Below are 26788 nucleotides of genomic sequence, written 5' to 3'. Positions count from 1 at the left end.
AATTGACATTGAATGGGAAATCTCAGGTGAAGTTCGTAAAGTATCTTTTAATCCTTGCGGTGTGTTGCATTTTACTGGGAGCAGCCTCGATATTTGGTCTGTACAAATATATTGAGCCTCAGCTACCCGATGTTGCCACGCTGAAAGATGTCCGGCTGCAAACACCTATGTTGGTGTATAGCGCCGAAGGCGAATTGATCGCCCAATACGGTGAAAAACGCCGTATCCCGTTGACATTGAAACAAATCCCACCAGAAATGGTGCATGCATTTATTGCTACAGAAGATAGCCGATTCTATGAGCATCACGGTGTGGACCCTGTGGGTATCCTACGTGCGGCCTCTATTGCCATGGTTTCTGGGCGTGCCTCTCAAGGGGCCAGTACCATCACCCAGCAATTGGCTCGAAACTTTTTCTTAAGCCCGGAACGGACCTTGATGCGTAAAATCAAGGAAGCTTTCCTGGCTATTCGCATTGAACAATTACTCACTAAAGATGAAATTCTTGAGCTGTATCTGAACAAGATTTATCTGGGTTATCGCGCCTATGGTGTTGGTGCTGCGGCACAGGTTTATTTCGGTAAAGATGTTAACGAATTGACGCTCAGCCAGATGGCGATGATTGCCGGGTTGCCAAAAGCACCGTCGACATTCAATCCGCTCTATTCACACGACCGGGCGGTTGCGCGTCGTAATGTCGTGCTGTCGCGCATGCTGGATGAAAAATATATCACTCGGGCCCAATATGATCAGGCCCGCAGTGAAGAACTGGTCGCCAACTACCATGCCCCGCAAATTGCCTTCTCCGCGCCGTATCTGTCTGAAATGGTGCGTCAGGAGATGATTAAGCGTTACGGTGAAAATGCCTATACCGACGGTTATCAGGTCTATACCACAATCACCAGAAAGCTCCAGTTAGCGGCCGTTGATTCCTTACGCGCCAATGTGCTGGCTTATGACATGCGCCACGGCTATCGCGGCCCATCCAATGTGTTATGGAAAGTGGGTGAGAATGCCTGGAGCAACGAGCAAATTATTGATTCGCTTAAAACATTGCCGGTCTATGGCCCGCTGTTACCTGCGGTAGTCACCGCAGCGACTCCCGACCAAGCCACGGCTATCTTGGCGGATGGCAGTAGCGTAGCGCTACCAATGGCCGGGATGCGTTGGGCGCGTCCATTTAAATCGGATAATGCTCAAGGGCCGACACCGAAGAAAGTCACGGATGTGGTTCAGCCGGGTCAGCAGATTTGGGTGCGAAAAGTGGATGACAGTTGGTGGTTGGCGCAAGTGCCAGACGTCAACTCGGCCTTGGTTTCTATCGATCCCAACAATGGTGCAATTAAAGCGCTGGTTGGCGGTTTTGACTTTAACCAAAGTAAATTTAACCGTGCAACACAAGCATTGCGTCAGGTCGGTTCGAATATCAAACCATTCCTGTATACCGCGGCGATGGATAAAGGCCTGACGTTGGCAACTATCCTCAACGACCTACCAATCACTCGTTGGGATGCGGGTGCGGGCACAGACTGGCGGCCAAAGAACTCACCACCAACTTATGACGGCCCGATTCGTTTACGCCAAGGTTTAGGTCAATCGAAGAACGTGGTTATGGTGCGAGCCATGCGTGCTATGGGTGTGGATTACGCCGCTGAGTACCTGCAACGCTTTGGTTTCCCGGCACAAAATATTGTGCATTCGGAATCACTGGCATTGGGTTCTGCTTCATTCACCCCATTGCAGCTGGTTCGTGGTTATGCGGTACTGGCAAACGGCGGCTATTTGGTTGACCCGTATTTCATTACCAAAATCACAGATGATGTCGGCAATGTGCTGTTTGAAGAGAAGCCGAAGATTGTCTGTGAAGAGTGTAACTTACCGGTCATTTACGGTGATACCCAGCGTTCTGTCGTGTTGTCCGACGATAATACGGAGAACGTTGCAACTTCGCAGACCAATAATGCCAGTAACGTCCCAATGCCAGAGCTGGAACAAGTCACGCCAGCGCAAGCGAAGATGAATAGTGATGGGCAATATGCGCCACACGTGGTCAGCACCCCGCTGGCATTCCTGATGCGCGATGCATTGAACTCTAATATCTTCGGGGAACCGGGTTGGATGGGAACAGGCTGGCGCGCAGGGCGCGATTTGAAACGCAAAGATATCGGCGGTAAAACCGGTACCACCAACAATTCGAAAGATGCCTGGTTCTCTGGCTATGGCCCGGATACCGTGACGTCAGTCTGGATTGGCTTTGATGATCATCGCCGTGACTTAGGACGCAGCACCGCATCAGGGGCAATATCAGATCAGATTTCTGGTGCTGAGGGGGGTGCGAAGACTGCCCAGCCAGCATGGGATGACTTTATGAAAGTGGCTCTGGAAGGGTTGCCGGAAAAACAAGTTCCGCCACCACCAGGGATTGTCAGTGTCGTGATTGATAAACAGACCGGCAAACTCTCCACTGGCGGGCCTGGCAGTCGTTCTGAATACTTTATCGAGGGGACACAGCCCACCGAGTATTCAGTCCATGAGGCCGGAACCACCCTCATGGATAACGGCCAGACGCACGAACTGTTCTGATAATAATGTTGAGTGGCTGCTAATGGCTTAATCGTCACTAGCAGCAAAATAAAAAGCCGGGAGATAATAAAATTCTCCCGGCTTTTTTATATGGGCCAGCTCAATATCAAGTGATGCCTGTTTCATTAAAAAATGCCTGTGCCAGAAACAGCGCACTGACATTACGAGCCTCACTAAAACCGGGCTCATCAAGCAAGGCCATCATATTCGCAATAGGCCAGCGCACTTGTGGCAACGGCTCGGGTTCATCACCCTCCAGGCTTTGTGGATAGAGGTTCTGCGCGATAACAATATTCATCTTGCTGGAAAAATAGGACGGTGCCATTGTCAACTTCCTGAGATAATCAAAACGCTCAGCACCAAAGCCAACTTCTTCCATCAATTCACGATTTGCCGCTTCTAACACACCTTCACCGGGGTCAATCAGCCCTTTAGGGAAGCCCAACTCATACTCTTCGATGCCAACGGCATATTCACGGATGAGCAACAAGTCATTGCCGATTATCGGCACAATCATGACGGCTTCGCGATTCGATGGCCGCATGCGCTCATAAACTCGCCGCACGCCATTGCTGAACTCCAGATCCACCGCTTCGACAGTAAATAAACGGGAGTGGGCAACCGTATCTATTTTAAGTATTTTAGGTTTTTGCAGGTGTTTCATGATAGCCCCAAATTAAAAACTCACCGCCTACCGGACGCACATCAGGATAATCAGGCTCATATTATGGTCACTTAATAAGCCATTTTTTACCTGTGTGTATTAACCCGAAACTTTATACTGGAATTTATTAGAACTTGATCACATTGTGCGTTAATGAGAACCTTTATCGCAATGTCAGTTAGATATAATTTACCTGTTTTTAACATGGCGGCGAGTTTAGTCAAGATTCAACCGGTTAATTTTCACTCCATCCCAGCTCAATGCACGTTAAAAGTTGTGTTTGAAAATAGGATTATGCTGATATTACCGATGTTTTAGCCTTGCTATCCTTATCGGTCTACGGGCAGTTTAAGAGCACTTGTATTAGGTTATGTGATGAATAATAGCGGCGACAGGCTAATTCACTCAATAACTCTGCTATATGCCTCTGTACTGTGTTTATGCATAAAATGATGCATTCTTTCATAGAGTTGACGTAAGTCAGGGGCGCTCGGATGGGGATGGGATGAGCACAATAGTCTTAATATTGGCCTTACTGTTGACCAGTCTGATCGCAGTAGGCTTGCTGTGGTGGTTCCGATTCCGCCGCACTGCTCCCGTAACCGCAACTCTGCTGTTCGCAAAACCTACTCACCGCAAGCTAACCCCAGAAGAGCGGGTTAATATTGAAAATTACCTGCTAAATCAGCAAGACAAACTTGGGTTCAAACCTCAGTCTAATTTTGATAGCCGCACGCTGACAAACAGCTCGTTTACACCAACAAAGCTCATTCTGACGCCACAAAGCGACAACGTTTACTCGGTGACTCGTGCCATAACCCGCTACGGCGTAGCCAGTGATGAACCCAATAAATGGCGCTATTATCTGGACTCCATTGAAGTCCACCTCCCCGCGTCATGGGAACAATATATTACTCAGGATAATGATGTAGAACTTATCCAAACTCAGACTATCCCGCTAGTTATCTCCCTTAACGGGCATACCCTTAAAAATCACCAGTCTGAGAATGTCTACCAGCCTATTTTGCCTTCTGTCGTACAAAATGCGTCAATTCGCAAAGCAGATAGCGAACACATCGAACTGCTGAATATCCGAAAAGAAACACCGGAAGAGTATGCTTTGCATGGTTCGAATGGTTTAAAAGAGGCCAGCGCAATCTGTTTGGCGCTGTTATTACTCTTTTTCGCCCTGACTGGCCCGGCGGTCACGCTCCCTTGGCTAATCATTGTGGCGGCCACGTTAACGGGTTGGGCCTGCTGGAATATGTTCCGCCCGCTGTCTGAAAAAGATTTGCGCGAAGTCCACTGTTTAAGCGGCACACCAAAGCGCTGGGGATTATTCGGGGAGTCGAATCAGAGTCAGATGAACAATATCTCGCTCGGGATTGTCGACCTCATTTATCCTGCCCATTGGGGGCCCTACTTTGCTCATGACCTGGGCAAAAAAACCAATATTGATATCTACCTCAATCGTCAGGTGGTCCGTCAGGGGCCGTTCCTGTCGCTGCATGACGAAATGAAGCATTTCCCATTGCAGCGTTGGGGCAAAAACCTGACGCTCATTGCTGGCTCGCTGCTGGTGATGGCGCTATTACTGATTTATGTGCCACTTGGCCTGCCACTGAAATTAAGTGTCGCGTGGCTACAAGGAGCGCAAAGCCAACAGGTCACCAGTGTTGAAGCTTTGGAAAAAATGCCATTACGCATTGGGGATATGCTGAAAGCGCAAGGCACCGGTATGTGTTATGTCCCGCCGAATAGCCAAAACCCGCACAGTTTTGTTTTTACACCTTTTGATTGTTCCGGTATCTATTGGAACAATGCTGCCCCGCTGCCGCAACCTGAGTCAGAAACCATTGAAAAGGCCGCGGCACTGGTTGCTACCGTCAATCAGCAGTTGCATCCACAAGGTACTGATACCAACGTCAACCCACAACTGGCGACCGCCATTGAGAAATCCGGGATGATTCTGTTGGATAATTTCGCCGATATCGTGCTGAAAACACAAGATTTATGCGGTGGTGATAGTGACTGCGTCCGGCTAAAAAATGCGCTGGTTAATCTGGGGAATGCCAAGAATTGGTCTGGGCTGGTCAAACGGGCACAATCTGGCACATTGAAAGGCATGAATGTACTGCTACGCCCAGTGAGTGCTGATACGCTGGAAAATCTGGTAAAAACGGCAACCGCTTCATTTGTTTACCGTGAAACGCATTTGGCGACTGAAGCATTAAACAGCCCGCCACCAGGTGGTTTTTTGATAACCAGCGACGAAGGCAAACAGCTTGTAAACCACCCTGTGCCTGCGGTTCCACTGTTTGATTACAGTGCTCTGGAGCAATGGCGAGAATTACAGCGACTCTCTGGCCTGCTGCTCAATACCCCCTTTAAAGCCGAGGGCATCATCACCAATATCACCACCGATGCTAACGGCACGCGCCACATCGCGTTACACAGTGAGCCCGATATCGTCACCCTTGGCCGTTATCTGGGTACCAGCTTATTGCTGTTGGTACTGATTGTCTGTTTAGTGGTGAACACCACATTGTTAATTCAGCGCATACTGAAAAATCGTAGCCGTATGGATAATATTCAACGCTATTATGATACTTGCTTTAACCAAACCATCACTCCTGCGCCTTTCCTGCGTTAGCACTCTTTCATTTTCTGCCAGTCATACACCATGCCCACACCTTCGGGTATGCGCACTGTAACTTTGCTATGCTAGGCTAACGTGATAGATGGGTGCTTATCAGGTATCACTGCTGATTTGTTGCCCGCATTCTGTGTCATCAGCATTATTTAATATTGTGATTGTGGAGTCGCTATGCCCCCTGAATTTAATTGGCAAGAAATTGATACCGTGCTGCTGGATATGGATGGCACTCTGCTGGATTTAGAGTTCGACAGCCATTTCTGGTTAAAGCAGGTGCCGGAAACACTTAGCCAACATCGGGGGATCCCGCTGGATCAGGCACATAAGATTATTCATGATGAATATCTCGCCGTGCAACATACCTTAAATTGGTATTGCTTCGATTACTGGAGTGAACGGCTGGATTTGGATATTTATGCCATGACCACCCAAGCAGGTAGCCGGGTTCGCTTGCGTCAGGATACCAAACCATTTTTAGCCAGTTTGCGCGAACGTGGCCTGCAAACAATTTTGCTCACTAATGCCCACCCACATAGCCTGGCGGTAAAAATTGAGCATACGGCCCTCGACCAGCACCTTGATTTATTACTTTCCACCCATACATTTGGTTATCCGAAGGAAGATCAACGACTGTGGCAAGCTGTCACGCAGCATACCGGGCTGAATCCTGCCAGAACCTTATTTGTCGATGACAGTGAGAAGATTCTGGATGCCGCGCGCACCTTTGGTATCCGCTATTGTCTGGGGATAGAAAACCCAGACTCCAGCTGTGCTGATAAAGCATTTCATAGCCATCCTGCAATCAATGACTATCGTAAGCTGTTGCCTGCATTACAGTTACGATAAGAATGAAGTGACGTGGATGAAACAGCGAGAATGTTTATGAAGGATAAAACACCCCCTGACGAATCGGTTCGGCTGGACAAATGGCTTTGGGCTGCCCGGTTTTATAAAACCAGAGCAATAGCACGGGAAATGGTGGATGGCGGTAAAGTTCATTACAACGGCCAGCGCGGTAAACCGAGCAAACTGGTTGAGCTGAATGCTGAAATTCGTCTACGTCAGGGCAATGACGAGCGCACCGTGCGGGTCTTGGCGCTAAATAGCCAGCGCCGTGGAGCCAATGAAGCACAAGCATTATATGAAGAGACCGAGGCCAGCATTGCAAACCGCGAGAAAGTGGCGCAGGCACGTAAATTGAATGCCCTGACCATGCCACATCCGGATAGGCGACCGGATAAAAAAGAGCGTCGCAACCTGATCAAATTTAAACAAGGCGAGCCAGAATAAACCCAGTATGGCGGGTTTAAACGGCGGCCAATATGAGAGAAAACTATGTCTAATCACGACCAATTACACCGCTATGTGTTTACTAATCATGCTGTGCGCGGTGAACTGGTTTCAGTCAATGAAACCTACCAGCAGGTATTAGCCAACCATGATTACCCACCCGCGGTACAAAAACTGTTGGGCGAAATGTTGGTCGCGACCAGTCTGTTGACCGCCACCCTTAAATTTGATGGTGATATCACTGTGCAATTGCAGGGCGGTGACGGTCCAGTCTCACTGGCAGTGATTAACGGCAATAACCAACAAGAAATGCGCGGTGTCGCCCGCTATAAAGGCGAAATCAGCGCTGAAAGCACATTGAAAGAGATGGTGGGCAATGGCTATCTGGTGATAACCATTACACCGGCAAAAGGTGAGCGCTATCAGGGTGTTGTCGCCTTAGAAGGTGACACCATCGCTGCTTGCCTGGAAAACTACTTCATGCAATCTGAACAGCTACCTACCCGCCTGTTTATCCGTACCGGCAGTGTAGAAGGCAAAGCAGCGGCAGCCGGTATGCTGCTGCAAGTTCTACCAGCACAGGAACGCAATGAAGATGAATTCGATCATCTGGCGCAACTGACCACCACCATTAAGGCCGAAGAGCTATTTACGTTGCCAGCCAATGAAGTGCTGTATCGTTTATACCATCAGGAAGAAGTCACGTTATATGAGCCGCAGAATGTCAGCTTCCGTTGCACCTGTTCTCGTGAGCGTTGTGCTGATGCATTAGTAACGTTATCTGAAGATGACATTAAAGAAATGCTCGAGCAGGATGGCAACATTGACATGCATTGTGAGTATTGCGGCAATCACTACCTGTTTGATGCCGTCGATATCGCCACTTTAAAAAGCGGTAATAGTTCTTCTTCAGAACAAATCCATTAATTCCTGTAATACATGGTTGGGTGCTGACACGTGCCCAGCCATTCCTTCTCGCGTTTCACTCTTGCTACAATCCGTGTTCTATCTCTCATAACTTAGCGAAAAATAGGCCATATATTAAAATCTTTGATAGCTATCGCTGTTAATCAGGGATGAGGATTTACAATCGCTGGTAGAAAATTGACGATCCAGGAGTTATGACATGAGTGTTAAAGGAATTACCCCGCAGGAGCTCGCCGCCTATGGCATCCATAACGTCAGCGAGATTGTTTACAACCCTAGCTATGATTTACTGTTCCAGGAAGAGACCAAACCCACGCTGGAAGGATACGAGCGCGGAACCCTCACCACCACAGGAGCAATAGCGGTCGATACCGGTATCTTTACCGGCCGCTCACCAAAAGATAAATATATTGTCCGTGATGATATCACCCGAGATACCGTGTGGTGGGCTGATCAGGGCAAAGGCAAGAATGATAACAAACCTCTGAGCCAAGAGACTTGGAACCACCTGAAAGGGTTGGTCACCGAGCAACTGTCAGGCAAACGTCTGTTTGTTGTTGATACATTCTGCGGTGCTAATGCCGATACACGTCTACAAGTCCGCTTCGTCACTGAAGTCGCTTGGCAAGCGCATTTCGTTAAAAACATGTTTATCCGCCCATCAGATGAAGAACTGGCCCATTTCGAGCCCGATTTTATCGTCATGAATGGCGCTAAATGCACTAACCCGAACTGGAAAGAGCAAGGTCTGAATTCAGAGAACTTTGTGGCCTTTAACCTGACAGAACGTATGCAGCTGATTGGCGGCACATGGTATGGCGGCGAAATGAAGAAAGGTATGTTCTCAATGATGAACTACCTGCTGCCGCTGAAAGGCATTGCATCTATGCACTGCTCCGCCAACGTCGGTGAAAAAGGCGATGTCGCTATCTTCTTCGGCTTGTCCGGTACCGGTAAAACCACCTTGTCCACAGATCCGAAACGTAAATTGATCGGTGATGACGAACACGGCTGGGATGATGACGGGGTATTTAACTTTGAAGGCGGCTGCTACGCCAAAACCATCAAGTTATCCGAAGAAGCAGAACCCGACATTTATCATGCAATTAAACGTGATGCTCTGTTGGAAAACGTGGTAGTGCTAGCCGATGGCACTGTTGATTTCAACGACGGTTCTAAAACTGAAAACACCCGTGTTTCTTATCCGATTTACCACATCGAAAATATCGTTAAGCCGGTCTCTAAAGCAGGCCATGCCACCAAGGTTATTTTCCTGACCGCCGATGCCTTTGGCGTATTGCCGCCAGTATCACGCCTGACGGCCAATCAAACCCAGTATCACTTCCTGTCTGGCTTTACCGCCAAACTCGCCGGTACTGAGCGCGGTGTCACCGAGCCAACACCTACATTCTCTGCCTGTTTTGGCGCAGCATTCTTGTCGCTGCACCCAACGCAATATGCAGAAGTGCTGGTTAAACGTATGCAAGCGGTCGGCGCACAGGCCTATCTGGTCAACACTGGCTGGAATGGAACTGGCAAACGTATTTCCATCAAGGATACCCGTGGCATTATCGACGCCATTCTGAATGGCGAGATTGATAAAGCAGAAACCTTCACCTTACCAATCTTTGATCTGGCCGTGCCAACATCATTACCGGGCGTGAACCCAGATATCCTCGACCCACGTGACACTTATGCCGATGTCGCGCAGTGGCAAGAGAAGGCCGAAGATTTGGCGAAGCGTTTTACCACTAACTTTGATAAATATACCGATACCCCAGCAGGGGCTGCGCTGGTCAGTGCAGGGCCGAAGATCTAAGTTAGATTGAGGTTGGTTATATTGCGAGGGGCACAGTTGTGCCCCTTTTGTTTTTTCTGCGGAAGTCGATTTAGTATTTTGGTGGTGAGGGGGGGATTGGGGATTAGTTCGGTAGCCTGATTCGGTTGACATAAGATTGGCAACAACCTTCTCTCCGCTGACTCAACCGGTCAAGGGTGTGCGCTCACACACCCTTGACCGGTTGAGACTCATGAAGCTCAGCAAACACCGATGCCTTAACAACCGAACTAACCACAAACTAAATATCACCCATTCCCCACTACCGCAGGCAATCTCGGCTTCACATCTAACGGCAATGGAATATATGCCCGGATCCGTAACCCACCGCGCTCGCTGGTACCAATATCCAACGAACCGGCGTGTGCATCGATAATTCGCTGTACAATCGCCAGCCCCAACCCGGTACCACTGGTGCTACGCGCGCTATCGCCACGGACAAAAGGCTGGAACAGATGCTTCAAATCTTCCGGCTTAATACCGGGGCCATCATCTTCAACCTGGAACCAAGCCCGCTGAAGCTCGGTGCCACTGCTCACTTTTATCCAGCCATTACCGTAACGCGCGGCATTCACCACCATATTCGCCAAGGCGCGCTTAATCGATAGCGGATGAATATCTACTATGACTTCACCTTCGCATAGGTCGGTTTCAATCACCCGCTCATAGCCACTTTCGGCAGCAATCACCTCACCCAACACCGCATTAAGATCACTCGGTTCGGTCGGCATCTCCTGCCCAGTGCGCAGATAATCGATAAACTGCTCAATAATGGCATTGCACTCTTCGATGTCTTTATTGATAGATTCGGACAGATAACCGTCGGCTTCACTCATCATTTCAGTCGCCAGACGGATACGGGTCAATGGGGTACGTAAGTCATGGCTGACCCCGGCCATAAGCAGGGTTCGGTCATCTGCCAGCAACTTCACGCCAGCCGCCATTTGGTTAAATGCCCGGGTGACCGAACGTACCTCCGAAGCACCATATTCTCGCAATGGCGGCGGAATAATGCCCTTCCCGACCTGCAAAGCTGCATGTTCCAGCTCTACCAAGGGTCGATTCTGAATACGGATAAACAGCCAGGCACCGCCAACGGCCAGCAGCATAATGGCTAAGGTATAACGGAACAGGGGCGAGAAATCGCCCTGATGGATTTCAGTTAATGGTACTCGTACCCAGATATCCGGCGACAACCACGTCTTTAGCCAGACAACCGGCGAGTTTTTATTAACCTCGACACGAACATCCGTTGGCCCACCTAACTGCTGGGCCATTTGGTCACTGAGAAATTTGTAATGCTGTGCCCAACGCAGGCCACTTTCCTCTGCCGCAGCATTGGTATATAGCGAAATCCCCAATTCACGGTAAATCTCACGCCGAAACGCCGGCGGGACTTCAAGCAGCGTGCCATCTTCCAGTTGCAGCCGGTCAGTCATCAGCATACGAACTTCATACGCCAACACTTTGTTGAACTGCTGCAAGCTGGGCAAAATGGCGAAATTCAGCACCACCAAATACGTAGTGACCAAGCTGACAAACAGCAAGGTCACAATCAATAATAAGGTTCGGGCAAATGAGCTACGTGGAGAAAAGCGCCATCGCCTCATGCTTTACTGCCGTCCGGTACAAATACGTAGCCCAAGCCCCAAACGGTCTGGATATAGCGCGGATGTGCCGGGTCTTCTTCTACCATGCGGCGCAGACGTGAAATCTGCACGTCGATAGAACGCTCCATTGCACTGTATTCACGACCACGCGCCAGATTCATCAGCTTATCGCGGGATAATGGCTCACGCGGGTGACTAACCAGCGCTTTCAACACCGCAAATTCACCACTGGTCAATGGCATAGGTTCGTCTTCACGGAACATTTCACGGGTACCGAGGTTCAGTTTGAACTTGCCAAAAGCAATGACGGCTTCTTCTTGTGAAGGTGCGCCCGGCAGTTCATTAGCCTGACGGCGTAACACGGCGCGGATACGAGCCAGCAGTTCGCGAGGGTTAAATGGCTTAGGAATATAATCGTCTGCACCAATTTCCAACCCAACAATGCGGTCTACTTCTTCGCCTTTCGCCGTCACCATAATGATAGGCATAGGGTTACTTTGACTGCGCAGGCGGCGACAGATAGACAAACCATCTTCACCCGGCAACATGAGGTCGAGCACCATCAGGTGGAAAGACTCACGGGTTAACAAGCGATCCATCTGTTCAGCATTGGCAACACTGCGCACCTGGAAACCTTGCTCTGTCAGGTAACGTTCCAACAGCGCACGCAGGCGCATATCGTCATCAACGACCAGAATCTTGTGATTCTCTTGCATTTTATTACTCCCAAAGGCCGTATTGCCCGAATCTGCACATTGTTAGAAAAACTCACTCTAACAGACAGCTATTTATGGTATATATTCTAGTCGAAATTGTTACAAAGCTTATTGTTGTGCCTAATTATCAACACTTTCGTCAAATGGACGGTAGCGAATCTCTAAAATCCAGTAGGTCGCTTCACCATTTGGCGTCTGAACCGTCACCTCATCATCCACCTGTTTGCCAATTAAGGCACGGGCCACCGGTGAATCGATAGAAATCCATTTTTTTGCCGGATCGAACTCATCCGGGCCGACCAAGCGGAAGATGCGCTGCTCTTCTACTTCATTTTCTACCCGCACCCAAGCGCCGAAATAGACTTTCCCTTCCTGACGCGGGTCTGGGTCAACGATTTTCAGCACTTCAAGACGTTTGGTCAGAAAGCGCACCCGGCGATCAATTTCCCGCAGACGCTTCTTACCATAGATATATTCGGCATTTTCCGAACGGTCGCCCATTGCTGCCGCTTCAGAGACCGCTTGAGTCACCACTGGCCGCTCTTCACGCCACAGATAATGCAGCTCACGATCCAGCGCCTGCCAGCCTTCGCGGGTAATGTAGTTGCTTTTAGCCATAAAATAATCCAGTTATCCCTTTCGGATAGATGCCTCTACTATACCCTATGTTTTTACCGATAAGTTCAGGTTAGCTCAAGCCCGATGAGCACTCTACTGGCAATTTATCCGGGCAATCCGTATAACTATCCTCTGCCATTTTTCCTACTCACTAATTGATATCAGACTTATGAATGAACAACTGAGCCGCATTATTGCAAGCGAACTACAGGCGCGACCGGAGCAAGTTGCCTCCGCAATACGTCTGCTGGATGAAGGTAATACCGTGCCCTTTATTTCACGGTATCGTAAGGAAGTTACCGGCGGGTTGGATGATACCCAGCTGCGCCAGTTGGAAAGCCGTTTGGGGTACCTGCGCGAACTGGAAGACCGCCGCCAAACCATTCTTAAATCAATTGAAGATCAGGGCAAGCTCACCGAGCAGCTGGCCGGTGCGATTAATGGCACCATGAGTAAAACTGAGCTGGAAGATTTATATCTTCCTTATAAGCCCAAGCGCCGCACCCGTGGGCAGATTGCTATTGAAGCAGGTCTGGAACCTTTGGCTGACAGCCTATGGAATGACCCGCAGCAAGACCCAGAACAGGTGGCTCAGGCCTATATTGATGTTGATAAAGGCGTGGCCGATACCAAAGCGGCACTGGATGGTGCGCGCTATATCTTGATGGAGCGTTTTGCTGAAGACGCCACCTTGCTGGCGAAAGTGCGCCAGTACTTGTGGAAAAATGCTCATCTGGTAGCAAAAGTGGTGGAAGGCAAAGAGCAGGAAGGCGCTAAATTCCGCGATTACTTTGACCACCATGAACCTATCGCCCAAGTCCCTTCTCACCGCGCCTTAGCAATGTTCCGTGGCCGCAATGAAGGTGTGCTGCAACTGGCGCTGAATCCTGATCCGCAGTTTGACGAGCCGCCTCGTGAAAGTCAGGGCGAACAGATCATTATTAATCATCTGGATTTGCGGTTGAATAACGCACCAGCAGACACTTGGCGTAAAGCGGTGGTCAACTGGACATGGCGGATCAAAGTACTGCTGCATCTGGAAACCGAGCTAATGAGCACCCTGCGTGAGCGGGCTGAAGATGAAGCAATCAATGTGTTCGCCCGTAATATGCAAGATTTGCTGATGGCAGCACCGGCAGGGATGCGCGCAACCATGGGCCTCGATCCCGGCCTACGTACTGGGGTGAAAGTGGCGGTGGTTGACGCTACCGGCAAGCTGGTTGCCTTCGATACCATCTACCCTCATACCGGGCAGGCAGCCAAGGCCGCAGCCGTAGTGGCCGCCCTGTGCATCAAGCATCAGGTTGAATTGGTGGCTATCGGTAACGGCACGGCATCGCGGGAAACCGAGCGTTTCTTTGCCGAACTGCAACAGCAGTATCCGGCGGTGACGGCGCAAAAAGTGATTGTCAGTGAAGCCGGGGCGTCGGTTTACTCCGCTTCGGAGCTGGCCGCGCTAGAGTTCCCAGATCTAGATGTTTCTATCCGTGGTGCAGTTTCTATTGCCCGTCGGTTGCAAGATCCTCTGGCTGAGCTGGTTAAAATCGATCCAAAATCCATTGGGGTCGGCCAATATCAACATGATGTCAGCCAAAGCCAATTGGCGAAAAAGCTCGATGCCGTGGTAGAAGACTGCGTGAACGCCGTGGGCGTGGATTTAAATACGGCGTCCGTCCCTTTGTTGACTCGAGTGGCCGGTTTAACCCGCATGATGGCGCAGAATATTGTTAACTGGCGTGATGAGAATGGTCGTTTCCATAACCGCGAGCAATTACTGAAAGTCAGCCGTCTGGGGCCAAAAGCCTTCGAGCAGTGCGCCGGTTTCTTACGTATCAATCACGGGGATAATCCACTAGACGCATCCACGGTGCATCCAGAAGCCTATCCGGTCGTCGAGCGCATTCTGGCGGCAACTGAGCAAGCTTTGCAGGACTTAATGGGCAATGCTGCGGCCTTACGCAACCTTAATGCACGTGACTTCACCACCGAGCGTTTTGGTGTGCCAACCGTCACCGATATCTTGCGTGAGCTGGAAAAACCGGGCCGCGACCCACGTCCTGAATTTAAAACTGCCACCTTTGCCGAAGGCGTTGAAACACTGAATGACCTGACGCCGGGGATGATCCTCGAAGGCTCGGTCACAAACGTGACTAACTTTGGGGCTTTTGTGGATATTGGCGTCCATCAGGATGGTCTGGTGCATATCTCGTCACTGGCAGATAAGTTTGTCGATGACCCACACAAGGTGGTGAAAGCCGGTGATATCGTCAAAGTTAAAGTGATGGAAGTGGATTTACAGCGCAAACGTATTGCGCTGACCATGCGCCTGGATGAACAGCCGGGTGAAGGGGGTTCGCGGCGGGGTAATGGCGGCGAGAACCGCGCCAGTGCCAATAATGATAATCGTGGCGCCAGCCGCCCACGGAATAACGCTAACAATGACGCCAATAACCGCCCACCAGCCAAAGGGCGGGCGGACAGCAACTCAGGCGGGAACAGCGCCATGAGTGACGCGCTGGCTGCGGCGTTTAAAAAACGCTGATAACTTAGCTTAGGGCCACATGCTGTGGCCCTTTCTTTATTAAACTGCCCGCTTTTCACATATTTTTTTCTTCTATAAAATTGTAAGATTATTTTTTAAATTAATTAGCACGAGATTCTTTTCTTCTCCGATGTCTCAGGCAAAACAAGCAATAATCTTGACTCATTTAACATTATATTTAACATGACGGCTTATTGAGTTTGTTATTACTGTTAGTTTATAAATAATTACGATAACCGACCGTGGATTAATTAAAACCTGAATGTTATTTGATTCAAATCATAGTGAAGTGATTATGTTAATAATCGGTATTTTACAATAAATACATCGAGTTATACCCAATAGACTTCGAGTTGCAGATAGTCCGCAACAGCAGGAACCCAAGGAGTTGAGATAACTCAATGACTTGGATTAGTGATAGTCACCCACACTCCGGTAGTCTTAAAGATGACCGATTTAAAAGAAACATCCAGTTAACTGATTTAACTCATCATTCTCATTTGCGATCACGCCAATTTGGTGGTAAAACAAGCGTAAATAGAAATCAGACTCATTAATTATAAAAATTAAACCGTAATGAATACTTACTTTTGAGTATTTGGCCCTAGTTGAATATGAAAATGATTCTTACTATTATTATTTCACTCATTACGTCTTAGCATGACATTATTCTGAATTCTGGTACGCCATTAACCAACACCCTGAAATTTAAAGTGTAAAGGGTAATTTTCAAGAGGCTTTTATGCATCTTATTCCACAGCGTTCCTACAAAATTATTGGTTTCTCACCTGAAATTAGCCCGGCTTATCGGCAGAAATTATTATCTCTGGGTATGTTACCCGGCTCTTCATTTAATGTGGTTCGCCTTGCGCCATTAGGTGACCCCATTCAGATAGAAGCCCGTCGGGTCAGCCTGGTGGTACGTAAAAAAGATTTAGATCTGCTGACCCTCGACCTGCAACCCTAACACGACAGGTCAATTTCTTATTCTGGCTGCCGGGTGATGGATAAAAATCGCCCCGCACCGTCTGATTTTAATTTATTGATATCACGTTGGATCATGAAAGCACTCACAATCGGCCTTATCGGCAACCCCAATGCGGGTAAAACCACTCTTTTCAACCAGTTAACTGGCGCTCGTCAACGCGTTGGGAATTGGGCCGGAGTCACGGTTGAGCGCAAAGAAGGTCATTTTAATACCCCGCAGCATCAGGTGACCTTAGTTGACTTGCCGGGGACTTACTCGCTGACGACGATTTCTGAGCAAACGTCGCTGGATGAGCAAATTGCCTGCCACTATATTTTGAGTGGCGAGGCTGACCTGCTGATTAACGTGATTGATGCCGCCAATCTGGAGCGCAATCTCTACCTGACACTGCAACTCATCGAGCTAGGTATCCCCTGCATTGTGGCACTCAACATGCTGGATATTGCTAAAAGCCAGCATATTGATATTGATATCGCGGCCCTCTCTCAACAGCTAGGTTGCCCAGTAATTCCGCTGGTTTCTACCCGTGGACAGGGTATCAATGAATTAAAAGCCAGTATCGATGAGTTTCAGCCCGTGACCTTTAAAGCGCTGGTTAACTACCCGCCAGTGCTGCTGCATGAAGTGGATAAACTGGTACAGAACATGCCGGGCTCTTGGCCTATCCAGCAGCGCCGCTGGCTGGCACTGCAAATTCTGGAAGGGGATATCTACAGTCTGGCGCGCGCCGGTATAGCGCCGTCACAGGTTGAGTTGGCGCGTGAGAATCTGCGACAAAATCAGCACGAAGATCCCGAATTGGTGATCGCCGATGCTCGCTATCAAAGCATCGCCCGTATCTGCGATATCGTCGGCAACTCACAGCAAGCAGAGCCAAACCGCCTGACCCAAGCACTGGATAAAGTAATTCTGAACCGCTGGTTAGGGGTGCCGATTTTCCTGTTTGTTATGTATTTAATGTTCGTATTGGCCATCAACATTGGTGGCGCACTGCAACCTATATTTGATATTGGCTCTGCCGCTATCTTTATCCAAGGGCTGCAATGGGTCGGTTATACCCTGCATTTCCCGCAGTGGCTGACTATCTTCCTCGCCCAAGGTGTTGGGGGCGGTATTAACACCGTGCTGCCACTGGTGCCGCAAATTGGCATGATGTACCTGTTCCTCTCCTTTTTGGAGGACTCCGGCTATATGGCCCGTGCGGCATTCGTGATGGACCGGCTGATGCAGGCGTTAGGGTTGCCGGGTAAATCATTTGTGCCACTGATTGTTGGCTTCGGCTGCAATGTGCCTTCGATTATGGGGGCGCGCACCTTGGATGCCCAACGCGAACGGCTGATTACTATCATGATGGCCCCCTTTATGTCCTGTGGTGCACGGCTGGCCATTTTCGCGGTATTTGCTGCGGCATTCTTCGGCCAGGACGGGGCCAGCATCGTTTTCTCACTCTATTTACTCGGTATTGCCGTGGCAATCCTCACCGGCTTGGTACTGAAATACACCATCATGCGCGGTGAAGCCTCTCCTTTTGTGATGGAGTTGCCGGTTTATCATGTGCCACATCTGAAGAGCTTGTTACTGCAAACCTGGCAGCGACTGAAAGGCTTTGTTCTACGGGCGGGGAAAGTCATTGTCATCGCCAGTATTTTCATTGGTGGCCTGAATAGTTTCTCTTTCAGTGGCAAAGCGGTCGATAGCATCAATGACTCGGCACTCGCCTCTGTCAGTAAAGTGCTCACCCCGTTGCTGACCCCAATGGGGGTTCATGAGGATAACTGGCAAGCGACGGTGGGGTTAGTCACCGGTGCCATGGCCAAAGAAGTCGTAGTGGGGACACTGAATACCCTCTATACCGCTGAGCAGATTAAAAATGAACCCTTTGATGCCGAGAGCTTCAATTTACTGGGTGAATTAGCCGGTGCGGTTGATAAAACCTGGCAGGGATTAAAAGATACCTTTAGCCTCAGTGTGCTCTCTAACCCGATTGAAGCCAGTAAAGGTGATGGCGAAATGGCGGCGGGTTCAATGGGGATGATGAGCAGCAAGTTCGGTTCCAGTATTTCGGCCTATAGCTATCTTATTTTCGTGCTGCTGTATGTGCCCTGTGTCTCGGTCATGGGGGCAATTGCGCGCGAAACCAGCCGTGGCTGGATGACGTTCTCGATACTGTGGGGGTTGAATGTGGCTTATTCGCTGGCGACCTTGTTCTATCAAGCCGCCACTTTCCGCGACCACCCGCAGCAGAGTTTAGGTATTATCGCGTTGGTGATTATCATCAATACGGTGATCTTGTTTGGCTTACGCCGCGCACGTAGCCGGGTCACCGTGAGATTACAAAACAGTGCGCCCGCCAGCTGTTGTCAAAGTTCGAGCGGTGACTGCCACTAATGGCTAAATACCCTTGGCAGAGTGATCAATAGGAGGAGCTACATGGCAAGCCTACTGCAATTGCGTGATGCAATCGCCCTCAGTGGCAGCGCTGATGCAAATCAGCTTAGTCATCAATTAGCGATGCCACTGCCTCTGGTTGAGGCCATGTTAGAACGGCTGACAGCTATGGGTAAGATTGAACGCATTGAGCAGGATAATAGCGGATGTCTTACCGGCAGTTGTAAGAGCTGCCCAGAGGGGCAGAATCATTGCAGTACCGTGGTTTACCAACTGAAATAGCCTCATTAAAACGGAAAAGAGATGCGTTGAGCATCTCTTTATATTTATCTTACTTATCATTGGTGTGACCCTAGCCACGCTAGGTAAAAACGAATGCTTATTTATAGACATCCGCATCGGCATCAAATTTCTTCTTCTCACGCTCAGCGATAATTACATAATACTTACCGCCTTTTTCATCCGCCATTTTTGATAGCTCTTCTTTCACGTCCATTGGCGATGTAGCTTCACCTGAAGTCGTTATTGTGCCAATTTTTTCATAGTTTTTTGCTTCTTCTTTGGTAATTTCTTTTGCCGCCATTGCGCCAAAAGAAACGCCCGACACCACCAGAGCGACTGCCAGATTTTTTAATAAAGTCATGCCAAGTACCTCTCAAATAAATGGATAATGTGTGTAAAGCCATCTTAATTATTAAACAAATTTAATAATTAGCCATTTAATAGCCGATTAAATTCATCCACTTTATCTTTTTCAGCGTTTTCTTACTTTTGGTACACACCCCAGAAAATACTGAACAGCAGGTATCAGGCTTGATTCTGTTGCGAGAAATCTAAAATTAATTTTGAAAAATCATCCGGATGGGAAACAAAGGGAGCATGGGCCGCGCCTTTCATCACGACGGACTGAGTCTCTGGCCATGCACTGTCTAACAATGAAGCTACTTTGCGCGGGACTAATCCATCCAGATAACCATAAATTCGCAAGAAGGGGACTGTGCATGTTGCCAGACCCTGGCGTAAATCAGCCGTGCGCAAAATTTCCAGCCCGCCGGTCAAGACATCGACTTCCGGCATTTGATGTTGCAGCACCACGGCTTTCAACAGGCGAGCATCCTGACGTGCGCTTTCGGTGCCCAGCGTTTGTAATGCCAAAAAACGCTCTACCGTGCGCTGGAAATCCTCACTGAGTTGTTGCTCGAACCCAGCCAACACTTCTGGCCGAATCCCCGGCCACTCAGCATGAGCAGTAAAACACGGTGAAGAAGAGACCGTTATCAGCCCCTGAACACGTTCTGGGTGACTTAAGGCTATCTGACTGGCCACTAACCCGCCCATCGACCAGCCCAGCCACAAAGCCTGTGGTGGCGCTTGCTGTAATACGATGTCGGCCATGTCAGTCAACGACATCGCAGAGAAGCCTTTACTGCGCCCATAGCCGGGGAGGTCGACTAAGTGCAGGCGAAAATGCGGCGCAAGTCTGTCAATTATGCAATGCCATACCCCCGCATTCAACCCCCATCCGTGCAGCAACACAAGATCGCGACTGCCTTCGCCGCAGATGTTCCAATAAAGTTGTTTCATGCGTTAGTATCCTGTCGCCTTAGCCCTTCATCAAGGAAGATGTCTATGCTAACAATCGTCAGCCAGTGTTGGCTATGCCAGCAGCCGTTATATCACCCAAAGCACGGTATTTGTTGCTACTGCCGCCGCCATCTGCCCCCATTGCCGCCCTGCTGCCCTTGCTGCGGCTTGCCGAGTCATAACCGTGTTTTGCTTTGTGGCCGCTGCCTTAGCAACCCACCGCCTTGGAGTAGCATCACTTTTGTTAGCGATTACGCGCCCCCATTGAATCAGTTGATAAAACGGTTAAAATTTAGCGGCGTAGCCCCACTGGCACCGGTACTGGCACGTTTATTATTACTGCGCTGGCTCGATAACTGGCGCATGGACAAGGTCATCAAACCGGACAGAATCATCAGTGTGCCGCTCCACCGCTGGCGTTGCTGGCGGCGTGGCTATAACCAGACAGATCTGTTAGCTCGGCCACTGGCACACTGGCTTGGCTGTCACTATAGCAATATGACCTTACAACGCATTCGTGCAACACCCGCCCAGCAGCAATTGACTGCCGCCGCACGACGTAAAAATATGCGTGGAGCATTTCGCTGTATGGAGACCGTTCGCGGCCAACATATTGCTCTGCTAGATGATGTCGTGACCACTGGCAGTACACTGAATGAGATCGCCAAGCTACTATGGGCTCAGGGGATTGCCTCATTACAGGTTTGGTGTATCTGCCGAACCTTGTAGTCACCCTAACAATGGGCGTATTATAACCGACAAGAATAGTCAACTATTGAGCAGATGCCATGATCACAATAACAGACGCAGCACAATCTCATTTTGCCAAACTGTTGGCAAACCAAGAAGAAGGCACCCAAATCCGCGTATTTGTTATCAACCCCGGTACGCCAACCGCTGAATGCGGTGTGTCTTATTGCCCACCGGATGCTGTTGAAGCAACAGATACCGAACTGAAGTTTGAGCAGTTGTCGGCCTATGTCGATGAACTCAGTGTCCCTTATCTGGAAGACGCTGAAATTGACTTCGTGACTGACCAGCTAGGTTCTCAGCTCACCCTGAAAGCCCCGAATGCCAAAATGCGCAAAGTGGACGACAATGCACCGCTGATGGAGCGGGTTGAGTATGTTCTGCAATCGCAGATTAACCCACAATTGGCGGGCCACGGCGGTCGTGTCACCTTGATGGAAATCACGCCAGATGCGTTGGCTATCCTGCAATTTGGTGGCGGTTGTAACGGTTGCTCCATGGTCGATGTGACCCTGAAAGAAGGCATCGAGAAAGAGCTGTTGCAGAAATTCCCAGAATTGAAGGGTGTGAGAGATTTGACCGAGCATCAGCGTGGCGAGCACTCTTACTACTAATTATTAGCCTTCGTCCTTGGCGTTACAGCGGTGTTAGCTGCACTCACGCACCCGAATCACTGACCTGTGTCAGCTCATCGGGATTTGCTCGCTGGCTGCCTTGCTGTAACACCAATGACTTTGGCTAATCTCTTTCTTCTGACTTGGCGACAGCGGTGTTAACTGCACTCGCGCACCCGAATCACTGACCAGTGTCAGCTCATCGGGATTTGCTCGCTGGCTGCCTTGCTGTAACACCAATGACTTTGGCTAATCTCTTTCTTCTGACTTGGCGACAGCGGTGTTAGCTGCACTCACGCACCCGAATCACTGACTTGAGTCAGCTCATCGGGATTTGTTCGCTGGCTGCCTTGCTGTAACACCAATGACTTTGGCTAATCTCTTTTGGCTGACAAGATGAGATGCAAAACAAAGGGGAAGCGCCGCTAAGTGCGATTCCCCTTTCACTTGTTAATCAAAAATCAGGCCAATATTACCCAGCCGAAACGTTCTTGCGCCGCTTATCCAAATCTTTCAATAAGCGATTAACCTGGCTGTCAGCAAACATCTCTTCCAATGTTGCCGTCAGCTTACGCCGCCAGTTTGGGTATTCATCACTGGTTCCGGGAATATTGACCGGCGCTGCCATGTCCAGCCAATCTTCCGGCTGCAAGCCCAGTAGTGCGCTGGCGCTATCTGCAACATAACGTTGCAATCCGCGGTTAAGAACCGGGCTCATTGCCAGCAACGACGCCTTATGGCCCACTTTCTTCGGCACGCAATCATAATGATGCAGCCCTTCCAGCAAGCCTTGCTTCGCCCGTTCTCTATCAAGATAAAGCTGCTTCAATATCTGTTGGTCTGGATATAACCCCAGCTTATTCCCCAACGTCAAATCATCACTTTGCCAATAACCGCGCAGTGTCGGCAGGTCATGGGTGGTGATGGTTGCCATCGCCTGTACCGGATAAGATTGCGGTGCACGGAAGGTATTCTCACTGTCATGCTCGAAATAGAGCACCTTGTAGGAATACACCCCACTGTCGCGCAACTTGCCAACAATCTCTACCGGAACCGTGCCCAAATCTTCGCCAATCACCATGCAGTGATGACGCTGACTCTCCAGAGCCAGTATCGCCAGCAAATCATCCACCGGATATTTGACATAGGCTCCCTGGTCGGCAGTTTGCCCATAGGGAATCCACCATAAGCGCAATACCGCCATCACATGGTCAATGCGCAGAGCTCCGCAACTGGTCATGTTGGCGCGCAGCAAATCAATGAAAGGCTGATAAGCACGAGCGACCATGACGTGAGGGTCCATCGGTGGCAAGCCCCAGTTCTGGCCCAGCGGCCCTAAAATATCAGGCGGCGCACCCACGGACGCTTTAAGGCAATACAGCTCGCGGTCACACCAGGTTTCAGCGCCACCTTCCGCCACACCCACCGCCAAATCACGATACAAACCCAGTGGCATTTTTCGTGCCTGACTGGCGCGGAAGCAATCATCAAACTGGCTGGCGGCCAGCCACTGCAACCACAGATAGAAATTCACTTCATCAGCATATTCACGGCAAAATTCAGCCACTGCACTGCTATGCCCGTCACGATATTTTTCCGGCCACACCGGCCAGCCCCACATCATCGGGTCATTTTTGCTCAAATGAGCATGCAAGGCATCAAAAGCGGCTTGTTGATGCAGGCTCGTGCCCCCTTGCTCAACAAACTTATGAAATGCCAGCACCCGTGCATCTTTTGCTTTACGGGCAGTAAACAGCGGGAATGCCAAACGTAAAGCCGTTAATTTGAGTTGCATAACCTGCGGATAATCGACCCAGTCACTGGCCCGAATATTGGCCAGCACACCTTGAGTCTCAGGCTGATGCCACCAGAGCTGCGCGGCTTCACTGTGTTGAAATTCATCCACGCTATTTACGTCGATATAAATCACATTCAGCCAGCGCCTTGATGACGGGCTATAAGGGCTGGCACTTTGTGGATTGGCCGGATACAGCGCGTGAATCGGGTTAAGCCCGATAAAAGCACCGCCACGCTCTCCGACCTGTTCCAGCATCTGGTTTAAGTCGCCAAAGTCACCAATCCCCCAGTTGTGTTCTGAGCGCAGGGTATAGAGCTGCACGCAAGCTCCCCACAGCTTTTTCCCTGCCAGCAGTGCATCTGGCTCATAGCAACGTTTCGGGGCGACGATAACCGAACATTGCCACTGTTGTAAGCCCTGCTCCAACACTAAACGGTGATAACCTTGTGGTAAGGATGCTGGCAGTGTCAGCGTTTTTTTCGCACTGATACGCCCTTGATGTAAATCACCTTTTTCAGTCTGCAACTGCCAGTGATAATCACCCGAACCCGCCATTGGTAACTGCATCGGGCTGCCAAAAGTAAAGACTTTCACTACCGGTAATGGTGCTTTTTCTGTCTGAGTATCATGGAGCACATTCAAGCGCCCCATCGCCGCCAATAATTGCTGCTTGGTTTCCGGCAAAATAGCTTGCGGCTTACCATGCGCATTAATATAGCTGGCGGATATCCCTGCCAGTGTCGCTGCTTGATCGAGCGATTTACGATCCATGCAGTCTTCTCCTTAACGTTTGGCTTGCCAGATTCGCTGTTGGTAATCACGAATTGAACGGTCAGAACTGAACATTCCTACCCGTGCAGTGTTAAGAATGGTACGGCGGGTCCATTCGTCTTTATCGCGATACAGGGCATCGATTTGTTTCTGCGCCTGACAATATGAAGCAAAATCAGCCAGTACCAGATAAGGGTCACCCCCTTCCAGCAAGCTATGCAACATCATGTCAAAGGCATGTTTATCACCATCGCTGAACGCCCCACTGGCTAACTCATCCAGAATACTTTTCAGGTGTGCATCAGTTTTCAGGTATTTTTGTGGCTTATAACCTTTCGCCAGAATAGCTTTTACTTGCTCAACCGTGTTGCCGAAAATAAAGATATTCTCGTCCCCCACCTGCTCAGCAATTTCTACGTTAGCACCGTCTAAGGTACCCACCGTCAATGCGCCATTCAGTGCTAATTTCATGTTACCAGTACCAGAGGCTTCTTTACCGGCGGTCGAAATCTGCTCGGACACATCGGCCGCTGGGATCATTAATTCTGCGACTGAAACCCGGTAGTCAGGGATAAAGACCACCTTTAGACGATCTTTCACGATCGGATCGTTATTGATCTTCTCAGCCGCCTGATTAATAGCATAAATAATGTTCTTGGCTAAATAGTAACCCGGCGCTGCTTTCGCACCAAACAGGAATACGCGCGGTGCAATATCCAGCTGCGGATTGTCACGAATCTGGCGATACAGCGAAAGAATATGCAACAGATTCAAATGCTGACGCTTATATTCATGCAACCGCTTAATCTGCACATCAAAGATGGCATTCGGGTTAATGGTGATCCCCATAACACGTTGAACATATTCAGCGAGCTTAACTTTGTTGTCATATTTAATCTGCTGATAGCGTTGGCAAAAATCCTTATCTTCAGCAAAAGACTCAAGCCCGGCTAATGCATCTAAATTATTCGCCCATTCCACTTTTAAAGTGTCATCAATCAAAGTAGAAAGTGCGGGGTTACATTGCTTCAACCAGCGGCGCGGGGTAATACCATTAGTAACATTGTGGAATTTATTTGGCCATAATTGATAGTATTCCGGGAACAGATCTTTGATAACCAGATCTGAGTGCAGCTGTGCGACACCGTTGACAGCAAAGCCGCTGACCACACACAGATTGGCCATGCGCACTTGCTTGTTATGGTGTACTGCCAGCTTAGCCCACACCTCGTCATTTCCCGGCCATTGCTTATCGACCAACTTTTTAAACTGCGCATTGATCTGCTTGATGATGACAAAATGGCGAGGCAACAGGCTGCGGACCAGTCTCTCATCCCAGCACTCAAGGGCTTCTGGCATCAGGGTATGGTTAGTATAGGCGAAGGTTTTGCTGGTAATGGCCCAAGCGGCATCCCAATCCAGTTGATGCTCATCCAGCAGCACCCGCAACATTTCAGGGATAGCGATAGTTGGGTGAGTATCATTCAGCTGAATCACTTCGTAGTCTGGCAACTCAGCCAGCTTACGGCCCGCCAGATGATGCTTACGCAAGATGTCGGCAACAGAACAAGCACACTGGAAATATTGCTGCATCAGGCGCAGGCGCTTACCGGCCAGATGGTTGTCATTCGGATACAACACTTTGGTCAGCTTTTCTGCTTCAACACCATTTTTCTCTGCAAGCAGGAATTTACCGTCATTAAAGTTAGTTAAATCAAATGGATGTTGATGGGTGGCTTGCCATAAACGCAGGGGTTGCGTGACACCATTGCGAAAGCCCAATACCGGTAAATCCCAAGCTTCACCGCGAATAGTAAAATCCGAACGCCATAACTGGCGGCCATCAGCTTGTTTCTCCAGCTTGCCACCAAAACCGACATCAACAGCCAGTGCAGCATTGTGCCGGAACCACGGGTAGCTCTCGCGCTGCCAGTTGTCTGGCGCTTCTTGCTGTTTACATTCACTGAAAGATTGGCGGAACAGGCCGTATTGATAATTCAGGCCATAACCGGTGGCTGGCTGCTCAACCGTCGCCATTGAATCAAGGAAACAAGCCGCAAGACGCCCCAAGCCACCATTGCCCAATGCCGGGTCAGTTTCCTGCTCCAGCAGGTCACTGAGATTAACTTGCTGCTCAGCTAGCAGAGCCTCCACTTGGTCATACCATCCCAGGTTAATCAGGTTATTTGCCGTTAAACGACCAATTAAAAACTCCATCGAAATGTAGTTAACATGGCGCTGTATTTTTTTGGCTTTACCTGGTGCTGGCTGAGCCGACAATTGTTCGGCTAAGGCTGCGCTGACAGCTTCCCACCATTGGTGTTGGGTCATTTGCTGAGCGGAGGTTAAGCCAAAGCGCTGCCACTGGCGGGTCAGGGCGGCCAGAAAATCGTCCTTTTTAAGCATAGGCTGTGACATAGGGAAGTCTCTATCCTGTGAGTGGGGTAATTTTA

General features: G+C 49.5%; 21 protein-coding genes. 12 read left to right on the top strand and 9 right to left on the bottom strand.

Annotated features, from left to right (window positions below):
- Window positions 1-26: 26 nt before the first annotated feature.
- A complete protein-coding gene (mrcA, locus tag FTA96_RS03190) occupies window positions 27-2582 on the top strand; it encodes a peptidoglycan glycosyltransferase/peptidoglycan DD-transpeptidase MrcA (RefSeq protein WP_050136132.1) in 2556 nt (851 codons plus the stop codon).
- A gap of 106 nt (window positions 2583-2688) precedes the next feature.
- Here the strand turns inward: mrcA and nudE are convergent, their stop codons facing one another.
- Window positions 2689-3246, bottom strand: a complete 558-nt coding sequence (gene nudE, locus FTA96_RS03185; RefSeq protein WP_050123726.1) for an ADP compounds hydrolase NudE — start codon at window positions 3244-3246, stop codon at window positions 2689-2691.
- A gap of 505 nt (window positions 3247-3751) precedes the next feature.
- On the opposite strand from nudE, the gene FTA96_RS03180 reads away from it, so the two are divergent.
- From FTA96_RS03180 to pckA, 5 genes are all read left to right on the top strand, one after another.
- Window positions 3752-5899 carry an intracellular growth attenuator family protein gene (locus FTA96_RS03180; protein ID WP_145573163.1) on the top strand — a complete coding sequence of 716 codons (2148 nt, stop codon included), beginning with the start codon at window positions 3752-3754 and terminating at the stop codon, window positions 5897-5899.
- Between the two features lie 174 nt (window positions 5900-6073).
- Window positions 6074-6748: a GMP/IMP nucleotidase gene (gene yrfG, locus FTA96_RS03175; protein WP_050109969.1), complete on the top strand. Its 675-nt coding sequence runs from the start codon at window positions 6074-6076 to the stop codon at window positions 6746-6748.
- A gap of 36 nt (window positions 6749-6784) precedes the next feature.
- Window positions 6785-7192, top strand: a complete 408-nt coding sequence (gene hslR / locus FTA96_RS03170; protein WP_050136171.1) for a ribosome-associated heat shock protein Hsp15 — start codon at window positions 6785-6787, stop codon at window positions 7190-7192.
- 45 nt (window positions 7193-7237) lie between these two features.
- Window positions 7238-8119, top strand: a complete 882-nt coding sequence (gene hslO / locus FTA96_RS03165; protein WP_050109968.1) for an Hsp33 family molecular chaperone HslO — start codon at window positions 7238-7240, stop codon at window positions 8117-8119.
- Between the two features lie 199 nt (window positions 8120-8318).
- Window positions 8319-9938, top strand: a complete 1620-nt coding sequence (pckA, locus tag FTA96_RS03160) for a phosphoenolpyruvate carboxykinase (ATP) (protein WP_050109967.1) — start codon at window positions 8319-8321, stop codon at window positions 9936-9938.
- 266 nt (window positions 9939-10204) lie between these two features.
- On the opposite strand, the gene envZ is transcribed toward pckA, so the two are convergent.
- From envZ to greB, 3 genes are all read right to left on the bottom strand, one after another.
- A complete protein-coding gene (envZ, locus tag FTA96_RS03155; protein ID WP_050111077.1) occupies window positions 10205-11566 on the bottom strand; it encodes a two-component system sensor histidine kinase EnvZ in 1362 nt (453 codons plus the stop codon).
- Window positions 11563-12282 (bottom strand): osmolarity response regulator transcription factor OmpR, encoded by a 720-nt coding sequence (ompR, locus tag FTA96_RS03150; RefSeq protein ID WP_004709363.1) that lies wholly within the window; start codon window positions 12280-12282, stop codon window positions 11563-11565. The genes envZ and ompR overlap by 4 nt, the downstream gene beginning before the upstream one ends.
- Window positions 12283-12402: 120 nt before the next feature.
- Window positions 12403-12900, bottom strand: a complete 498-nt coding sequence (greB, locus tag FTA96_RS03145) for a transcription elongation factor GreB (RefSeq protein ID WP_050099545.1) — start codon at window positions 12898-12900, stop codon at window positions 12403-12405.
- 169 nt (window positions 12901-13069) lie between these two features.
- On the opposite strand from greB, the gene FTA96_RS03140 reads away from it, so the two are divergent.
- The 4 genes from FTA96_RS03140 to FTA96_RS03125 all read left to right on the top strand — a co-directional run bounded on the left by FTA96_RS03140 (window position 13070) and on the right by FTA96_RS03125 (window position 19100).
- Window positions 13070-15442, top strand: coding sequence for a Tex family protein (locus FTA96_RS03140; RefSeq protein WP_050317226.1), 2373 nt, complete (start codon window positions 13070-13072; stop codon window positions 15440-15442).
- 742 nt (window positions 15443-16184) lie between these two features.
- Window positions 16185-16409: a ferrous iron transporter A gene (gene feoA, locus FTA96_RS03135; RefSeq protein ID WP_004709369.1), complete on the top strand. Its 225-nt coding sequence runs from the start codon at window positions 16185-16187 to the stop codon at window positions 16407-16409.
- Window positions 16410-16502: 93 nt separating this feature from the next.
- The gene (feoB, locus tag FTA96_RS03130; RefSeq protein ID WP_145573160.1) at window positions 16503-18818 is read left to right on the top strand and encodes a Fe(2+) transporter permease subunit FeoB; all 2316 of its coding nucleotides are present in this window, start codon (window positions 16503-16505) and stop codon (window positions 18816-18818) included.
- Window positions 18819-18860: 42 nt separating this feature from the next.
- Window positions 18861-19100 (top strand): FeoC-like transcriptional regulator, encoded by a 240-nt coding sequence (locus FTA96_RS03125; RefSeq protein ID WP_050136142.1) that lies wholly within the window; start codon window positions 18861-18863, stop codon window positions 19098-19100.
- A gap of 97 nt (window positions 19101-19197) precedes the next feature.
- On the opposite strand, the gene FTA96_RS03120 is transcribed toward FTA96_RS03125, so the two are convergent.
- Entirely contained in the window at window positions 19198-19461 is a 264-nt protein-coding gene (locus tag FTA96_RS03120; RefSeq protein WP_050111081.1) for a YdgH/BhsA/McbA-like domain containing protein, read from the bottom strand.
- 164 nt (window positions 19462-19625) lie between these two features.
- Window positions 19626-20402 (bottom strand): pimeloyl-ACP methyl ester esterase BioH, encoded by a 777-nt coding sequence (bioH, locus tag FTA96_RS03115; RefSeq protein WP_050147185.1) that lies wholly within the window; start codon window positions 20400-20402, stop codon window positions 19626-19628.
- Between the two features lie 45 nt (window positions 20403-20447).
- On the opposite strand from bioH, the gene gntX reads away from it, so the two are divergent.
- Together gntX and nfuA are read left to right on the top strand one after the other, a co-directional pair.
- Window positions 20448-21131, top strand: a complete 684-nt coding sequence (gene gntX / locus FTA96_RS03110; protein ID WP_145573158.1) for a DNA utilization protein GntX — start codon at window positions 20448-20450, stop codon at window positions 21129-21131.
- A gap of 59 nt (window positions 21132-21190) precedes the next feature.
- Window positions 21191-21766 carry a Fe-S biogenesis protein NfuA gene (nfuA, locus tag FTA96_RS03105; protein ID WP_050099539.1) on the top strand — a complete coding sequence of 192 codons (576 nt, stop codon included), beginning with the start codon at window positions 21191-21193 and terminating at the stop codon, window positions 21764-21766.
- A gap of 69 nt (window positions 21767-21835) precedes the next feature.
- Here nfuA and FTA96_RS23215 read toward each other — a convergent pair whose 3' ends face one another.
- The 3 genes from FTA96_RS23215 to malP all read right to left on the bottom strand — a co-directional run bounded on the left by FTA96_RS23215 (window position 21836) and on the right by malP (window position 26753).
- Window positions 21836-22003 carry a hypothetical protein gene (locus FTA96_RS23215; RefSeq protein WP_186372846.1) on the bottom strand — a complete coding sequence of 56 codons (168 nt, stop codon included), beginning with the start codon at window positions 22001-22003 and terminating at the stop codon, window positions 21836-21838.
- 235 nt (window positions 22004-22238) lie between these two features.
- Window positions 22239-24335: a 4-alpha-glucanotransferase gene (malQ, locus tag FTA96_RS03100; RefSeq protein WP_145573156.1), complete on the bottom strand. Its 2097-nt coding sequence runs from the start codon at window positions 24333-24335 to the stop codon at window positions 22239-22241.
- Between the two features lie 12 nt (window positions 24336-24347).
- Entirely contained in the window at window positions 24348-26753 is a 2406-nt protein-coding gene (malP, locus tag FTA96_RS03095; protein ID WP_145573154.1) for a maltodextrin phosphorylase, read from the bottom strand.
- Between the last annotated feature and the right edge of the window lie 35 nt (window positions 26754-26788).

The organism is Yersinia alsatica, from assembly GCF_902170305.1.
In the GTDB taxonomy this organism is placed as follows: domain Bacteria; phylum Pseudomonadota; class Gammaproteobacteria; order Enterobacterales; family Enterobacteriaceae; genus Yersinia; species Yersinia alsatica.
Note: the sequence above shows the minus strand (reverse complement) of the source record. Positions and strands in the feature narration are given on the sequence as shown.

Excerpts from the sequence above, each read along its gene's own strand:
- malP (WP_145573154.1), bottom strand. The coding sequence starts at position 26,753 with ATGTCACAGCCTATGCTTAAAAAGGACGATTTTCTGGCCGCCCTGACC.
- FTA96_RS03140 (WP_050317226.1), top strand. The coding sequence starts at position 13,070 with ATGAATGAACAACTGAGCCGCATTATTGCAAGCGAACTACAGGCGCGA.
- FTA96_RS03125 (WP_050136142.1), top strand. The coding sequence starts at position 18,861 with ATGGCAAGCCTACTGCAATTGCGTGATGCAATCGCCCTCAGTGGCAGC.
- FTA96_RS03120 (WP_050111081.1), bottom strand. The coding sequence starts at position 19,461 with ATGACTTTATTAAAAAATCTGGCAGTCGCTCTGGTGGTGTCGGGCGTT.
- pckA (WP_050109967.1), top strand. The coding sequence starts at position 8,319 with ATGAGTGTTAAAGGAATTACCCCGCAGGAGCTCGCCGCCTATGGCATC.
- greB (WP_050099545.1), bottom strand. The coding sequence starts at position 12,900 with ATGGCTAAAAGCAACTACATTACCCGCGAAGGCTGGCAGGCGCTGGAT.
- envZ (WP_050111077.1), bottom strand. The coding sequence starts at position 11,566 with ATGAGGCGATGGCGCTTTTCTCCACGTAGCTCATTTGCCCGAACCTTA.
- hslR (WP_050136171.1), top strand. The coding sequence starts at position 6,785 with ATGAAGGATAAAACACCCCCTGACGAATCGGTTCGGCTGGACAAATGG.
- bioH (WP_050147185.1), bottom strand. The coding sequence starts at position 20,402 with ATGAAACAACTTTATTGGAACATCTGCGGCGAAGGCAGTCGCGATCTT.
- ompR (WP_004709363.1), bottom strand. The coding sequence starts at position 12,282 with ATGCAAGAGAATCACAAGATTCTGGTCGTTGATGACGATATGCGCCTG.
- gntX (WP_145573158.1), top strand. The coding sequence starts at position 20,448 with ATGCTAACAATCGTCAGCCAGTGTTGGCTATGCCAGCAGCCGTTATAT.
- feoB (WP_145573160.1), top strand. The coding sequence starts at position 16,503 with ATGAAAGCACTCACAATCGGCCTTATCGGCAACCCCAATGCGGGTAAA.
- FTA96_RS03180 (WP_145573163.1), top strand. The coding sequence starts at position 3,752 with ATGAGCACAATAGTCTTAATATTGGCCTTACTGTTGACCAGTCTGATC.
- feoA (WP_004709369.1), top strand. The coding sequence starts at position 16,185 with ATGCATCTTATTCCACAGCGTTCCTACAAAATTATTGGTTTCTCACCT.
- yrfG (WP_050109969.1), top strand. The coding sequence starts at position 6,074 with ATGCCCCCTGAATTTAATTGGCAAGAAATTGATACCGTGCTGCTGGAT.
- malQ (WP_145573156.1), bottom strand. The coding sequence starts at position 24,335 with ATGGATCGTAAATCGCTCGATCAAGCAGCGACACTGGCAGGGATATCC.
- hslO (WP_050109968.1), top strand. The coding sequence starts at position 7,238 with ATGTCTAATCACGACCAATTACACCGCTATGTGTTTACTAATCATGCT.
- nfuA (WP_050099539.1), top strand. The coding sequence starts at position 21,191 with ATGATCACAATAACAGACGCAGCACAATCTCATTTTGCCAAACTGTTG.
- nudE (WP_050123726.1), bottom strand. The coding sequence starts at position 3,246 with ATGAAACACCTGCAAAAACCTAAAATACTTAAAATAGATACGGTTGCC.